Genomic DNA, 14,468 nt, shown 5'->3' with positions numbered 1-14,468 from the left:
CGAACGTGAATGCGGGTCAGTCCTTCGCGCTCGGGGCCTTGCCCTTGCGGAAGATCTTGCGGCCCAGCCACACCAGCGGGTCGTAGCGGTCCCCGGCGACGCGCTCCTTCATCGGGATGATCGCGTTGTCGGTGATCTTGATGTGCTCGGGGCACACCTCCGTGCAGCACTTGGTGATGTTGCACAGCCCCAGGCCCTGCTCGTCCTGCGCCGCCTCGCGCCGGTCCTCGCGCGCGTCCAGCGGGTGCATGTCCAGCTCCGCGGCGCGGATGAACAGGCGCGGACCCGAGAACGGCTCCTTGTTGTCCTCGTGGTCGCGCACCACGTGGCAGGTGTTCTGGCACAGGAAGCACTCGATGCACTTCCTGAACTCCTGGCTGCGCTCCACGTCGACCTGGCTCATCCGGTACTCGCCCGGCTTGAGGTCGGCGGGCGGCGAGAACGCGGGCATCTCCCGCGCCTTCGCGTAGTTGAACGACACGTCGGTGACCAGGTCGCGCACCACCGGGAACGTCCGCAGCGGCGTGATCGTGACCGTCTGCCCCTCCTCGAAGAGGTTCATGCGGGTCATGCACATCAGCCGCGGCATCCCGTTCACCTCCGCCGAGCACGAGCCGCACTTGCCGGCCTTGCAGTTCCACCGCACGGCCAGGTCCGGCGCCTGCTCCGCCTGGATGCGGTGCACGACGTCGAGGATCACCTCGCCCTCGTTCTCCTCGACGTCGAACTCGGCGAAGTCGCCGCCGTCCGCGTCGCCCCGCCACACCCGGAAGGTCCTCGTGCTCATCAGGCGTCCTCCACCGTCGTCGTCGAAGGGTCAGTCGAAGGGTCGGTCGTCGAGGAGCCGTACTCCTCGGGGGTCATGTACTTGGACAGCTCGGTCGTCTCGAACAGGCCCAGCAGCTCCGGCGTCATCGTCGGGACCGGCTGGCGCGCCAGCCGAACCCCGCCGTCGGCGAGCGTCGCGACCAGGTTCGTCTTGCGCCACTCGGGGTTCATGCCGGGCGCGTCCTCGCGGGTGTGCCCGCCGCGGGACTCGTCGCGCTCCAGGGCGGCCATCGCGGTCGCCACCGAGCAGACGTACATGTTCCGCAGGTCCAGGGCCAGGTGCCAGCCGGGGTTGTACGCCCGCCCGCCCGCGGCCGTGACGTTGTCGATGCGTGACTTCAGCGCCGCCAGTTCGGTCAGCGCCTCCTCGAGCTCGCCCGCGCGGCGGATGATGCCCACGAGGCGGCCGTTGATCGCCTGCATCGCGTCCTGCAGCGCGAACGGGTTCTCCCCGTCGTTCCCGAAGGGGCGCAACGCGTCCTCGCTCGCGGCCGCGATCTCCTCGTCGGTGAGCTTCGGCGGCTCGGCGGCCGAGGCGTGCGCGGCCGCGTACTCGCCGGCCCGCTTGCCGAACACCAGCAGGTCCGAGAGCGAGTTCCCGCCCAGGCGGTTCGAGCCGTGCATCCCGCCCGAGACCTCGCCCGCGGCGAACAGGCCCGCCACCGACGACGCCGCCGTGTCCGGGTCGACCTCGATGCCGCCCATGATGTAGTGGCAGGTCGGGCCCACCTCCATCGGCTCGGCCGTGATGTCGACGTCGGCCAGCTCCTTGAACTGGTGGTGCATCGACGGCAGCCGCTCGCGGATGTAGTCGGCGCTGCGCCGCGACGCGATGTCGAGGTAGACGCCGCCGTGCTCGGTGCCCCGGCCCTCCTTGACCTCCGAGTTGATCGCCCGGGCGACCTCGTCGCGCGGCAGCAGCTCCGGAGGCCTGCGATTGTTGTCGGGGTCGGTGTACCAGCGGTCGGCCTCCTCGGGGTTGTCGGCGTACTGCGCCTTGAACACCTCGGGGATGTAGTCGAACATGAACCGCTTGCCCTCGGAGTTCTTCAGGACCCCGCCGTCGCCGCGCACCGACTCGGTGACGAGGATGCCGCGAACCGAAGGGGGCCAGACCATCCCGGTGGGATGGAACTGGATGAACTCCATGTTGATCAGCGACGCGCCCGCGCGCATCGCCAGCGCGTGCCCGTCCCCGGTGTACTCCCACGAGTTCGAGGTGACCTTGAACGAGCGCCCGATCCCGCCGGTCGCGAGCACGATCGCCGGGGCGGCGATGGCCGTGAAGCGGCCGGTGCCGCGCCGGTACCCGAAGGCGCCCTTGACGGCCCCGCCGTCGGTGAACAGCTCGGTGATCGTGGTCTCGTCGATGATCCGCAGCCGCTCCTCGGCCTCTCCGGCGGCCTCGTCGTCCTGCTGGAGCGAGACGAGCTTCTGCTGGAGGGTGCGGATGAGTTCGAGGCCGGTGCGGTCGCCGACGTGGGCGAGGCGCGGGTACTCGTGGCCGCCGAAGTTGCGCTGGCTGATCTTGCCGTCGGCGGTCCGGTCGAACAGGGCCCCGTAGGTCTCCAGCTCCCAGATCCGGTCGGGCGCCTCCTGCGCGTGGAGTTCGGCCATCCGGTAGTTGTTGAGGAACTTGCCGCCGCGCATGGTGTCGCGGAAGTGGACCTGCCAGTTGTCGTTCGCGTTGACGTTGCCCATGGCGGCGGCCGCGCCGCCTTCGGCCATGACGGTGTGCGCCTTGCCGAACAGGGACTTCGAGATGACGATGACGCTCTTGCCGGCCAGGCGGGCCTCGACGGCGGCGCGGAGTCCGGCGCCGCCGGCGCCGATGATGAGGACGTCGCAGGCCAGGTGCTCGACGTCGTTGATGTCGTTGTCGCTCATGCCGTCCCCTTATCCGATGAAGCGAAGGTCGTCGATCCAGCCGGCGGCTACGGCCATGACGTAGAAGTCGGTGAGCGCCAGGGAGGCCAGGGTGATCCAGGCCCACATCATGTGGCGGCCGTTGAGCGCGCTGGAGATCGTCCACAGCCGGTACCGGACCGGGTGCTTGGAGAAGTGCTTGAGTTTGCCGCCCATGATGTGGCGGCACGAGTGGCAGCCGAGGGTGTAGCACCACAGCAGGACGACGTTGGCGATCAGGACGAGGTTGCCCAGGCCGAAGCCGAAGCCGTCGGGGGAGTGGAAGGCCAGGACCGCGTCGTACGTGTTGACCACGGAGATCGCGAAGGCGAGGTAGAAGAAGTACCGGTGGAGGTTCTGCCCGATGAGGGGGAAGCGGGTCTCGCCGGTGTACTTCGCGTGCCCGTCGGGGACGGCGCACGCGGGCGGCGAGAGCCAGAAGGACCGGTAGTAGGCCTTGCGGTAGTAGTAGCAGGTGAGCCGGAAGGCCAGCAGGAACGGCAGGCTCAGCGCGGCGAAGGGGATGAGGGGGTGGTCGGGCAGGAACCGTCCGAAGTGGGCGGAGTCGGGGACGCAGCCGTCGGAGACGCACGGGGAGTAGAACGGCGTCAGGTAGTGGTAGTCGGCGACCCAGTAGTCGCCTTGGTAGAAGACCCGGAAGGTCGCGTAGGCGACCCAGGCGGTGATGCCGAGGACCGTCAGGATCGGGCCCTTCCTCCAGTTGTCGATCCGGAGGTTCCTCGCGCCGATGGCGGCGCGCGGTGGTGAGGAGACGGCAGTGTCGTCCGTAGTGGTCATCGGCGCCCATCCTTGGCGAAGCTGGCGGGCCGCGTGACGGGCCCAGTGCAGTTGTCCTTCATCGAGCACGGGCTGCGGCCCGTCAGCGCAGAATAGCCCCATTACCGCACTCAGGAACCATGGGGTGCATCACAATTGCGAGCATTCTTCTTGGTGGGACAGTAGATTGCGAAGTTTGCTTCGATGGATCCATCGTGGCCGGTGGGGCTCGAGTGCCGCGTGTTGTCGGTGCGCGCGGCTAGGCTTGGCCGCATGAGCGCTCGCGGGATCATGTTCGTCCACGCCCACCCCGACGACGAGACCGTCGGCACCGGCGCGACCCTCGCCCACTACGCCGCCCGGCCCGAGGTTCACCTGACCGTGGTCACCTGCACCCTCGGCGAGGAGGGCGAGGTCCGCGTCCCCCGCCTCGCCGGTCTCGCCGCGGACGAGGCCGACCAGCTCGGGGGCTACCGCTACTGGGAGTACCGCCAGGCCACCGCCGCGCTCGGCGTGACCGACACCCACTTCCTCGGCGGCCCCGGGCGCTACCGCGACTCCGGCATGATGGGCCTGCCCTCCAACGGCCACCCCCGCGCCTTCTGGGGCGCCGACGTCGACACCGCCGCCGCCGACCTCGTGGCCCTCGTCCGCGACCGCGCCCCCGAAGTCCTCGTCACCTACGACCCCGACGGCTTCTACGGCCACCCCGACCACATCCAGGCCCACCGCGTCGCCATGCGCGCCGTCGACCTCGCCGCCGACCCCGCATGGCGCCCCGACCTCGGACCGGCCCACGACATCCGCAAGGTCTACTGGACCACCATGCCCCGCAGCGTCATCGAAGCCCAGTTCGCGGCGTTCGCCGGCGCCACCGACAACCCCTTCGCCGACGCCGCCTCCGCCGACGACCTGCCCTTCGGCGTCCCCGACGGAGAGATCGACGCCTGCGTCAGCGCCGACGAGGAGGCCACCGCGAAGAAGCGCGCGGCCATGGCCGCCTACGCGACCCAGATCGCCCCCGGCGACTGGCTCGACGTCATCGGCGACAAGCTCGGGGACGCCGCGCTCGCCGCCGAGCACTACCGCCTCGTCAAGGGCGAGCGCGGCCCCGGCGCGGGCGAGCACGGCTGGGAGGCCGATCTCCTGGCCTGAAGGCGGTTCGCGAACCGCCGGCTCGGGTATCCTGACGCCCGATATGGACGATATACTGGCACAACTCGCCCCCCTCGGCCTCGCCCTGCTCCTCGGCATCCTCGTGGGCGCCGAACGCGAATGGCAGGGCAAGCCCGCGGGCATGCGCACCCACGCCCTCATCGCCGTCGGCGCCTGCCTGTTCGTGCTCGCCGGACGCTACGGCTTCGGCGGCATCGAACCGGGCACGCCCGGCGTCGACCCCGCGCGCATCGCCGCGCAGGTGGTCACCGGCGTCGGCTTCCTCGGCGCGGGCGTCATCTTCTTCCACCGCAACCTCCTCCACGGCATGACCACCGCCGCCTCGATCTGGTCGACCACCGCGGTCGCCATCGCGTGCGGCGCGGGCCTGTACTGGGCGGCCGTGGCGGTGGCCGTCGCACAGCTCGTCGTCGTCGCGGGACTCGCTCCGGTCGAGAACGTCATCGCCCGCCACGCGAGGCACACCGGGCGCCTGCGCGTGCGCTACTCGGCCCCCATGAAGCTCCGCGACCTGCTCGCCGCGTGCACCGAGCGGGGGTTCAACGTCACCGAGATCGACAACGAGGACGAGAACGGGGACACCGACGGCGACGGGGACAGCGACGCGCGCTCCACGCAGCTGACGCTGAACGGGCGCGGCTCGATCCGGGACCTGACGGCGCACCTGACCGCGAAAGAGGGCATCGAGCGCGTGAAATACCAGGAGGAGATCACCAACGGCGGCGTGTGAACGGCGCCCGGGTTCCCGATGCGACTGCCTCTGACCTGGGGCTTCGGCGCCCCAGGCAGGATTCGAACCTGCGACCATCGGATTAGAAGTCCGGTGCTCTATCCAGCTGAGCTACTGAGGCACGGCGGGGACGCACCGATGGCGCCGCGCCGGTGCAAGAATACCCGGCCGTCGGCCGCTTCGGGGAATTGGGGAGACGAATCCAGGGCACGGATACGGGGCGTCGCAAGAACACCCCAAACGATTCTCCACGACGCCCCGGAATTGCTGACCCACATCAATGAGTAGTCCCTGCGGCCGTGAGTGTCAAGCGCCGCGCGAGGGGTTGACGCCGATTCGTTACCTCGACCTATGTGGGCGGCAATGCCCGCTATGCGTCCCGACTGGTTGGGCCCCTTGCGGACAACGAGGGTGAAATCCGGCACCTACCGGCCGGTCACCCTGCGTCGCGGACCCGGAGCGGCTGCGGCCCTGCCGGTCGCGGGACCGAACGCACCTGGCGTCGGCGTGCCACACTTGCACCAGATCCAACCGTGAGGAGCGGGCATGAGCGACGAGCAGCCGAACACCGGAGACGGATCGACGCCGGAAGAGGACACCCCGGGCGGCGAGGACGCGCAGGCCGACAACCGCGTGGCGGAGGTCCGCGACACCCCCCGCGGCCCGATCCACCTGCGCGGCATATCGACCCGGGCCTGGGAGCACCCCGCCGACCGCGGCGCGCTGGTCGCCCTGCGGGAGCTGAAGGGTTTCGACCTCGTCGTGCGCAAGTTCTCCGGCGCGATCTCCGAGCGGGCGCTGCGCCTGAGCCTCGTCGGCTCCTCGATCCGCGTCGACCGCCACCAGTACTCGCGCGTCCACGCCGCCTACCTCGCCGTCGGCGCGGCCCTGGACGCCACCGACCTGCCCGACCTCTACGTCACCCGCAACCCCGACCTCGGCGGCATGTGCATCGGCATCGACAAGCCGGTCATCGTCATCAACTCCGGCTCGCTCGACCTCCTCGACGAGACCGAGCTGAAGTTCCTCCTCGCCCACGAACTCGGCCACGCCCTCTCCGGCCACGGCCTCTACCGGACCCTCCTGATGGTCCTGCTGCGCCTGACCACCTCGGTCGCGTGGATCCCCGTCGGCGTGGTCGGCCTGCGCGTCATCACCGCCGCGCTCTACGAGTGGAGCCGCAAGTCCGAGCTGTCGGCCGACCGGGCCGGCGCGCTGGCCGTCCAGGACCCGGCCGCGGCCGTGCGCTTCATGGCGAAGATGGCCGGCGGCGGCGACCTCCACGACGTCGACACCGCGGCGTTCCTGGAGCAGGCCAAGGAGTTCGAGACCGGCGGCGACCTGCGCGACAGCTTCCTCAAGCTCATGCTGCTGGAGCAGCGCAGCCACGACTTCGCCGTCGCCCGCGCCGCGGCCCTGAAGACCTGGATCGACGACGGCGAGTACCGCGACTACCTCGCTGGGGACTACCCCAAGCGCGACGACGACGCCGACGCGTCGATCACCGCCGAGGCCAAGGCCGCCGCGAAGTCGTACAAGGACCTCTTCGAGACCTCCGGCGACCCGCTCGCGAAACTGATCCGCAAACTCGGCGGCCGTCCCTGACGGCAACCCTGACAACGAGGAACGGGGCCCGGCTCGATGCCGGGCCCCGTTCCTCTCTCGTCGCTAGCGCCGGAGCTTCTGGAGCAGCAGCGTCTCGGCCACGCAGACCCGCTCGAACATCGCGATGTCGAGGGACTCGTTGGGGCCGTGCGGGTTGGAGTACTGGTCCTCCACGCCCGTGACCAGGATCGCGGCCTCGGGGAACAGCTCCTGGAACGTCGCGATCATCGGGATCGAACCGCCGATGCCGATCTCCACGGGCTCCGTGCCGTCCCACGCCTCGGCGAACGCCTCCCGCGCCGCGTCGTAGGCGGGCCCGGTCGTGTCCACCGCGCACGGGTCGCCCAGGCCGCCCTCGGGCGTCACCGTCACCGTCGCACCCCACGGGGCGTTCGCCTCGAAGTGGGCCCGCACCGCCTTGAGCGCGTTCGCCGCCGAGTCGCCCGCGGCGAGCCGGAACGAGACCTTCGCGCGCGCCGTCGGCTGGAGCGCGTTCGCCGACTCCGCCGCCCCCGGCCCGTCGATGCCGAGCACCGTCGCGGTCGGCTTCGACCACAGGCGCTCGGTCAGGCGCCCGGTCCCGATGAACTCGGTGCCCGGCAGCATCCCCGCCTCGTGGCGCAGCGCGGCCTCGTCGTAGTCCAGGTCGCTGCTCTTGCCCGTGACCAGGCCCTCCACGGCCACATCGCCGTGCTCGTCGTGCATGGTGGCGACCAGGCGCGCGAGCGCGGTGAGCGCGTCGGGCACCGGCCCGCCGAAGATTCCCGAGTGCACCGCGACCTTGAGGACCGCGACCTCGACGTACACGTTGACGACTCCGCGCAGGGTCGTGGTCAGCGCCGGGACCTCGGTCCGCCAGTTGGTCGAGTCGGCGATCACGACCACGTCGGCCGCCAACAGCTCGCGGTGGTCGCGCAGCAGCCCCTCCAGGGTCGGCGAGCCGAACTCCTCCTCGCCCTCGATGAGGAGCTTCACGCCCACCGGCGGCTTCCCGCCGAAGGCGCGTAGCGCGGCGACGTGCGCCATCACCCCCGCCTTGTCGTCGGCGACGCCGCGCCCGTACAGGCGCCCGTCCCGCTCGACCACCTTGAACGGGTCCGGCTGCTCCCACAGCGACTCGTCGCCGACCGGCTGGACGTCCTGGTGGGCGTACAGCAGCACCGTCGGCTGGCCCGCGGGCGCGGGGAAGTGCGCGTACACGCTCGGCTGCCCCGCACCGTGGACGAGCTGCCGCGTCTCGGCGGCGCCGGCCTCCTCGAGGAGGCGCTGGACGGCGCTCGCGCCCCGACGGACCGGCTCGTGGTCGAGTCCTTCGAAGGCGATCGCCGGGATCTCGACGAGGGCCTCCAGGTCGGCGCGCACCGCGGGCATCGCGGCGCGCACCGCATTCACTACATCGCTCATGAGGCGCAATCCTATGCCCGTCTAGACTCGGCCGCGTGATGCAGCGATACCGGTTCGTCCTCGCCCCGCGCTGGGTGGGCCTGACCCTGGCGGGCGTGGTCGTCATGGTCGTCTGCGCGCTGCTCTCGCAGTGGCAGTGGGACCGCGCGGTCGGCCGCGCCGCCGCCAACGAGGTCATCGCCGAGAGCCGCGAGGCCGCCCCCGTGGACGAGACCCTCCCGGCCGGGCAGTCCCTCGACCCCGACGTCCGGTGGACGCTCGTGGAGGCCACCGGCGTCTACGACGCCGAGCGCGAGACCGTCTTGCGGGCCCAGACCAACAACGGCCTCAACGGCTTCGAGATCGTCACCCCCCTGGTCCTGTCCGACGGCACCGCGATCCTGGTGGACCGCGGCTTCGTCGCCTCCGAGAGCACCGGCGAGGTCCCCGACTACCCGGCCCCGCCCTCCGGCGAGGTCACCGTCACCGGCCGCGTCTACGAGTACGAGGACGAGGGCGGCTCGGTCACCGAGGCCGACGGCCGCCTCGAGTCGCGGCGGCTGAGCGACACCATGCTCCAGCCGCACCTCGACCACGAGCTGCGCGCCGCCTGGATCGCCGACCTCGAGCCGACCGAGGGCCTCACCGCCCTCGAGACGCCCGCGTTCAAGGACTGGCAGAACTACTCCTACGCCGTCCAGTGGGCGCTGTTCGCGGCCATGGTCCCGGTCGGCTGGATCGTGCTCGCGCGCCGCGAGCGCAAGGAGCTCGACGCCGAAGCCGCCGCCGAAGGCGAAGAGCCCGCGGACGGCGAAGCGGCCCCGCCGGAGACCGGCGAGGCCGCTGCGACATCCGCGGAGACGGCCCTCAGTCCTTCCCCTCGAACTGGATCTGACGCGACGGGGCCTTGAACGATTCCACCGGTTCGCCCTCCAGCGCCTCCCTGAAGATCGTCCCGGCCGTCTCCTTCGAGACGGTCGAGTTCGACTTGCCCACCGAGTTGAAGATGTAGTCCGGGTCGGCCATGAACGCGCCCACCGTCAACTGGGGCGTGTACCCCAGGAACCACGAGGTCCGGTCGTCGTCGGTGGTGCCGGACTTGCCCGCGACGGGCCGGTCGGCCAGCTGGCCCACGACCGGCGAGGTGCCCCACGCCCCGCACTGCGCGCCCGACCGGGCGGTGTCGGTGACGCACCGGCCCGCGTCGGTCGCGGCCCGGGCGACGTCCTCGTCCAGCTCCTGGTGGCAGCGCGGCGTGGCCGCGTCGAGCTCCTGGCCGTTCGGGTCGATGATCCGCATGGCCGGAATCGGCTCGCAGTACTCCCCTTCGGCGGCGAGCGTGTTGAACACGTTGGTCATCTCGATCGGCTGCACGTCGGAGACGCCGAGCGTGAACGGCCCCCAGCCCGAGCGCCGCTCCTCCGAGGCGTAGTACGCGTCGCCCTCGCTGCGCCACTGCAGGCCCATCCGCTCGGCCATCTCCACGGTCTTGTCGGCGCCCACGCGGTCGATGAGCTGCGCGAAGTACGTGTTCACCGACATGCCGAACCCCGACCACATGTCGCGGTTGCCCGCCATCGCCGCCGAACTGTTCTTCGGGCACCAGTTCCCGCCGCACGCCGTCGTCGCGGACACGAAGCTCGTGCGCACCTGGTTGGGGGAGTTGATGTTGTAGTCGAGCGGATAGCCCGCGTCGAGCGCGGCGAGCATCGTGAAGATCTTGAACGTCGACCCGGCCTGGTAGCCGCCCGTCGAGCCGCCGCCGAGCACCGGGTTCACGGTGTTCGGATAGTTGCCCTTGCGGTCGAAGGACGGGTTGGAGTGCGGGCCGTTGTCGCTCTGGTCGTACGAGAAGACCCGGTTCAGGCCCATGGCCTTCACCCTCCCGGTGCCGGGCTCCATCACCACCGCGCCGTGCGCGAGCTTGGAGTCGGCGTCCTTCGCGTCGTTGACGGTGTCGTCGGCGATCTGCTGGATCTCGGGGTCGAGCGTGGTGATGATCGTGTACCCGCCCTGGCGCAGCTCCCGCTCGCGGTCGGCCGGGGTCGGCCCGAAGGCGTCCTGCTCCCTCCACCAGCGGCGGAAGTAGTCGCAGAAGAACCCGTACTCGGCCGCGGAGCCCTCGGAGCCCATGCACGAGTTCGGAGGGTCGGAGACGTCGAGCTCGATCGGCAGGCCGCGCACCTCCGAGGCGTCGCCGCGCGACAGGTAGTCGATGTCGACCATCCGGTCGAGCACCCAGTTGCGGCGGTCGAGCGCGTCGGTGCCGTCGGCGCTGATCGGGTCGTAGGCCGAGGGCGCCTGCACGAGCCCGGCGAGCATCGCCGACTCCTGGAGGTTCAGCTCCGAGGGGTGCTTGGAGAAGTAGACCTGCGCCGCGGCGAAGATCCCGTACGCGTTGTGCCCGAAGTAGGCCTGGTTGAGGTAGCGCTCCAGGATCTCGTCCTTGGTGAGCTGCTCCTCGACGGCCATCGCCAGGCGCGCCTCGGTGAGCTTGCGCGTCGCGGTCTGCTCGGTCGCGGCGATGACCTCGTCGATGGACTCGGCGTTGAGCTGGAGCGCGCCGCGCACGTACTGCATGGTGATGGTCGAGGCGCCCTGCTCGACCCCGCCGGAGTTGTTGTTGGCGACGAAGGCGCGCACGATGCCCCGGTAGTCCACGCCGTTGTGGTCGTAGAAGCGCGAGTCCTCGGCGGCGACCATGGCCTGCTGCATGACCGGCGCGACCTCGTCCAGCGTGACGTGGCGGCGGAACTCGTCGTAGAACAGGCTGATGAGCGTCTCGCCGTCGGAGGCGTAGACGTAGGAGGTCAGCGGCGGGTCGGTCTCGGTGACCTCGACCGAGAGCGTGTCGATCTGGCTGAACCCGGCCTTCGCGCTCAGGCCGGCCATCGCCGCCAGCGGAAAGAGCAGGGCGGCTATCGCCAGTCCGGCGAGCAGACTGGTGCGCAACAGGGCGTATACCCCCTCGGCGGGCGGTCCGGGACTGTCGCTCCCGTGTGCGGACAGTCCGGGCACACGGTGCTGGCGGGGTCGATCGCGCATATATCCAGCCTAGGTCACATGCGCGGCCGCAAGGTGAAAAAACTCATGTGGGCCGGTATCGCTTTCATGAAGGGCCCGAATGCAAAAGGCGCTCACATCACTCCTGCCTGTCCCGCACCGCCGGTTTCGCGTAACAGGCTCGCAACGCGCCGGTTAGATGTCCGCGATGAAACCTGCCTACGCTTGTCGCAGTTTCACGGGCCGCCGGTTCTCCAGACGGCGCCCGAGGTGAGTGCTGAGGAGGCACACGTGTCGGTCTACGAGGTCGGTCTGCGCTTGCGCGGCAAGACGGTGCTCGTCGTCGGCGGCGGCTCGATCGCCGGACGCCGGGTCCCCCGCCTGCTCGCCGCGGGCGCGCGCGTCCGCCTCGTCGCCCCCGAGGCGACCACCACGCTCACCGACTACGCCGCCGCCGGCGAGCTCCGGTGGGAGCGGCGCGAGTGGCGCTCCGGCGACGGCGACGACGCCTGGTTCGTGCTCGCCGCGACCGACGACCCCGCCGTCAACGCCGCCGTCGCCGCCGAGGCCGAAGCCGCCCGCACCTGGTGCGTCCGCGCCGACGACGCCGAGGCCTCCGACGCCTGGACCCTCGCCCAGACCGCGTTCGACGGCGTCTCCGTGGCCGTCTCCGCCTCCGGCGACCCCCGCCGCGCCGCCTCGATCCGCGACGCGATCGGCGCCGCCCTGCACGCCGGCGACCTCGACGCGCCCCGCACCCGCACCGCCCCTCGGGCGGGCGTCGCCCTCGTCGGCGCCGGCCCCGGCGACGCCGACCTCATCACCCTCCGCGGCCTCGAACTGCTGCGCCGGGCCGAAGTGGTCGTCTCCGACCGCCTCGCCCCCCAGGAACTGCTCGACATGCTCGGCGACGACGTCGAGATCGTCGACGCCGCGAAGCTCCCCTACGGGCGCCACACCACCCAGGAGCAGATCAACGCCGTCATGGTCGAACGCGCCCTCGAAGGCAAGTTCGTGGTCCGCCTCAAGGGCGGCGACGGCTTCGTGTTCGGCCGCGGCGCCGAAGAGCTCGACGCCTGCGTCGAGGCCGGCGTGCCCGTCGAGGTCGTCCCCGGCCTGTCCTCCTCGATCGCCGGACCCGCCGCCGCGGGCATCCCCGTCACCGAGCGCGGCGTCGTCCACGACTTCACCGTCGCCACCGGCCACGTCCCGCCCGGGCCCCAGAGCAAGGTCAACTGGGAGGCGCTCGGCGCCGGGAACGGCACCGTCGTGCTGCTCATGGCCGTCAAGAACCGCGGCGCGATCGCCGAGGCGCTCATCGCCGGCGGCCGCAGCCCCGACGCCGCCGTCCGCATCGTCGAGAATGCGACCACCAAGAACCAGACCGTCCGCGAATGCGTCCTTTCCGACCTCGGCGTCACCGAAGCGCACCACCCGGCCGTCATCGTCATCGGCGACGTCGCCGCCCGCGCCCGAACGCTCCCGAGGACCGACCGGGATCGGTGAGTATTCGCAGGTAGGACCCGATTTCGCGGCGGCGCCGGAGTTTCACTCCGATGCCGCCGCAGTTTTACCTAATCCACTCTTTACAAGGACGAACACAGGCCGTAATATTCGTCCATCAACAGCGCGGCGATCGCCGCGTCTGCCACCGTGGTCACCTTCTGTACCACCGGTGTACTTCCATTCGGGCGGGCGCTCCCGCTGACCCTTTTTGTCCTTTTTGGAGTGTGCATGCGCATCCGTGAGTTCCCGGCCGAGCTCGCTTCGCGGCTCAAGGTCGCCTACGCGGTCCGCAACGTCGACCTGACGCTGCCCGGCCTGACCCTGGTCGACGAATGCGCGCCCCGACCCGGCCATATCCTGGTCGCACGGGTCGACGCCATCGGCCACCACAACTGGCTCGAGCTCGCCACCGGCCGCAAGGCCGCCATCTACCCGGGCGACGAGGTCCTCCTCGCCTTCGGCGAGCGCTACGCGCCCGACCAGTACGAGTCCCGCATCCCCGACGTCCTCGGGACCTCCGTGGACCTGGTCGCCGCCGGCGGCGTCGCCGGCGAAGTCCTCTCACGCCACGGCGACATGCGCCCCCCGACCCGCCTGGAGCCCGTCGGCGTCCTCGCCGACCGCGAAGGCGTGCCGATCGACCTGCGGCGCTTCAACATGCTCGCCCCGTTCGGACTCGGCGACCACCCGCCCGTGGTCTGCGTCGTCGGGACCTCCATGAACGCCGGGAAGTCCACCACCGCCGCCTCCGTGATCCGCGGCCTGTCCCGCGCGGGCCGCCGCGTCGCCGGCATCAAGATCACCGGCACCGGCGCCGGCGGCGACCCCTGGATGTTCCGCGACTCCGGGGCGGTCGTCGCCGCCGACTTCACCGACGGCGGCTACCCGACCACCGCGGGCGTCCCCGTCCCCGAACTGGCCGAACTCGCCCAGACGCTCTACCACCACGCCGCCGCGCACGACGTCGACGCCGTGGTCATGGAGATCGCCGACGGCATCCTCCAAGCCGAGACCTCCGCGCTCCTGGAGCACCCGCTCGTGCGCGAACTGGTCGACGGCGTGGTCCTGGCCGCGGCCGACGCCGCGGGCGCCCGCTACGGCGCCCAGCACCTGCGCGGCCTGGGCCTGCCGGTGATCGCCGCCTCCGGGAAGCTCACCCAGTCCCAGCTGGCGATCCGCGAAGCGCTCGCCGGCATGGACAGCCCGGTCTACACGCCCGGCGACCTCGCCGAAGCGCACGTGGCCCTGGAGATCCTGGCCCTGGCCGGAGTCGCCCGCGCCCGCCGGGCGGGAGTCCTCGAACTCGGCGAAGCGGCCTAGCGCCGGCCCTTGAAAGCGGTTGTCGGCAGTGCCGCCTCGGCGGCGTTCGCGAACGGTGAACGAGCGGAGCGCGCTGCCACGGCACGAGAGAACACTGCATGAAGAACGACTGAACGAACACCGGGCGGGCGGCGCGGCCGACGCGCCGTCACGCCGACTCCGCGGCGGTCCGGGCCGCGGCTGGCGCTACGTGTCGGTAACCTGACCGGCTTGCGCCACTTCGGGAGACCCGCGA

10 protein-coding genes, 1 tRNA gene and 1 pseudogene are annotated in these 14,468 nt (G+C 70.9%); 6 read left to right on the top strand and 6 right to left on the bottom strand.

Features of this window, described 5'->3' with window-relative positions:
- Positions 1-31: 31 nt before the first annotated feature.
- From BLQ63_RS23705 to BLQ63_RS23695, 3 genes and pseudogenes are all read right to left on the bottom strand, one after another.
- Positions 32-787: pseudogene (locus BLQ63_RS23705) on the bottom strand (succinate dehydrogenase/fumarate reductase iron-sulfur subunit); the annotation flags it as partial.
- Positions 787-2,715 (bottom strand): fumarate reductase/succinate dehydrogenase flavoprotein subunit, encoded by a 1,929-nt coding sequence (locus tag BLQ63_RS23700; RefSeq protein ID WP_091040013.1) that lies wholly within the window; start codon positions 2,713-2,715, stop codon positions 787-789. The gene BLQ63_RS23700 and the pseudogene BLQ63_RS23705, both read right to left, overlap by 1 nt.
- A gap of 9 nt (positions 2,716-2,724) precedes the next feature.
- On the bottom strand, positions 2,725-3,531 hold the full coding sequence (locus tag BLQ63_RS23695) for a hypothetical protein (RefSeq protein ID WP_091040012.1): 807 nt from the start codon (positions 3,529-3,531) through the stop codon (positions 2,725-2,727).
- Positions 3,532-3,783: 252 nt separating this feature from the next.
- Here BLQ63_RS23695 and mshB point away from each other — a divergent pair, with 252 nt between their 5' ends.
- Together mshB and BLQ63_RS23685 are read left to right on the top strand one after the other, a co-directional pair.
- Positions 3,784-4,665 (top strand): N-acetyl-1-D-myo-inositol-2-amino-2-deoxy-alpha-D-glucopyranoside deacetylase, encoded by an 882-nt coding sequence (mshB, locus tag BLQ63_RS23690; protein WP_091040011.1) that lies wholly within the window; start codon positions 3,784-3,786, stop codon positions 4,663-4,665.
- A gap of 43 nt (positions 4,666-4,708) precedes the next feature.
- The gene (locus tag BLQ63_RS23685) at positions 4,709-5,416 is read left to right on the top strand and encodes an MgtC/SapB family protein (RefSeq protein ID WP_091040010.1); all 708 of its coding nucleotides are present in this window, start codon (positions 4,709-4,711) and stop codon (positions 5,414-5,416) included.
- Between the two features lie 47 nt (positions 5,417-5,463).
- Here the strand turns inward: BLQ63_RS23685 and BLQ63_RS23680 are convergent.
- A tRNA-Arg gene (locus tag BLQ63_RS23680) sits at positions 5,464-5,537 on the bottom strand.
- Between the two features lie 425 nt (positions 5,538-5,962).
- Between BLQ63_RS23680 and BLQ63_RS23675 the strand changes: the two genes are divergently transcribed.
- Positions 5,963-7,021, top strand: coding sequence for a M48 family metallopeptidase (locus BLQ63_RS23675; RefSeq protein ID WP_091040009.1), 1,059 nt, complete (start codon positions 5,963-5,965; stop codon positions 7,019-7,021).
- Positions 7,022-7,084: 63 nt separating this feature from the next.
- Here the strand turns inward: BLQ63_RS23675 and BLQ63_RS23670 are convergent, their stop codons facing one another.
- Entirely contained in the window at positions 7,085-8,425 is a 1,341-nt protein-coding gene (locus tag BLQ63_RS23670) for a dipeptidase (RefSeq protein WP_091040008.1), read from the bottom strand.
- 38 nt (positions 8,426-8,463) lie between these two features.
- On the opposite strand from BLQ63_RS23670, the gene BLQ63_RS23665 reads away from it, so the two are divergent.
- Positions 8,464-9,315 carry an SURF1 family cytochrome oxidase biogenesis protein gene (locus BLQ63_RS23665; protein ID WP_245681074.1) on the top strand — a complete coding sequence of 284 codons (852 nt, stop codon included), beginning with the start codon at positions 8,464-8,466 and terminating at the stop codon, positions 9,313-9,315.
- Here the strand turns inward: BLQ63_RS23665 and BLQ63_RS23660 are convergent.
- Positions 9,272-11,449 carry a transglycosylase domain-containing protein gene (locus BLQ63_RS23660; protein WP_091040006.1) on the bottom strand — a complete coding sequence of 726 codons (2,178 nt, stop codon included), beginning with the start codon at positions 11,447-11,449 and terminating at the stop codon, positions 9,272-9,274. The two genes, BLQ63_RS23665 and BLQ63_RS23660, sit on opposite strands and share 44 nt — an antisense overlap.
- A gap of 249 nt (positions 11,450-11,698) precedes the next feature.
- Here BLQ63_RS23660 and cobA point away from each other — a divergent pair, with 249 nt between their 5' ends.
- Together cobA and BLQ63_RS23650 are read left to right on the top strand one after the other, a co-directional pair.
- Positions 11,699-12,913, top strand: coding sequence for a uroporphyrinogen-III C-methyltransferase (cobA, locus tag BLQ63_RS23655; RefSeq protein WP_245681070.1), 1,215 nt, complete (start codon positions 11,699-11,701; stop codon positions 12,911-12,913).
- 228 nt (positions 12,914-13,141) lie between these two features.
- Positions 13,142-14,233, top strand: a complete 1,092-nt coding sequence (locus BLQ63_RS23650) for a hypothetical protein (RefSeq protein WP_091040005.1) — start codon at positions 13,142-13,144, stop codon at positions 14,231-14,233.
- Positions 14,234-14,468 lie beyond the last annotated feature (235 nt).

Source organism: Glycomyces harbinensis (assembly GCF_900101745.1).
Classification (GTDB): Bacteria; Actinomycetota; Actinomycetes; order Mycobacteriales; family Micromonosporaceae; genus Glycomyces; species Glycomyces harbinensis.
This window is presented reverse-complemented; position numbering and strand designations above follow the sequence as displayed.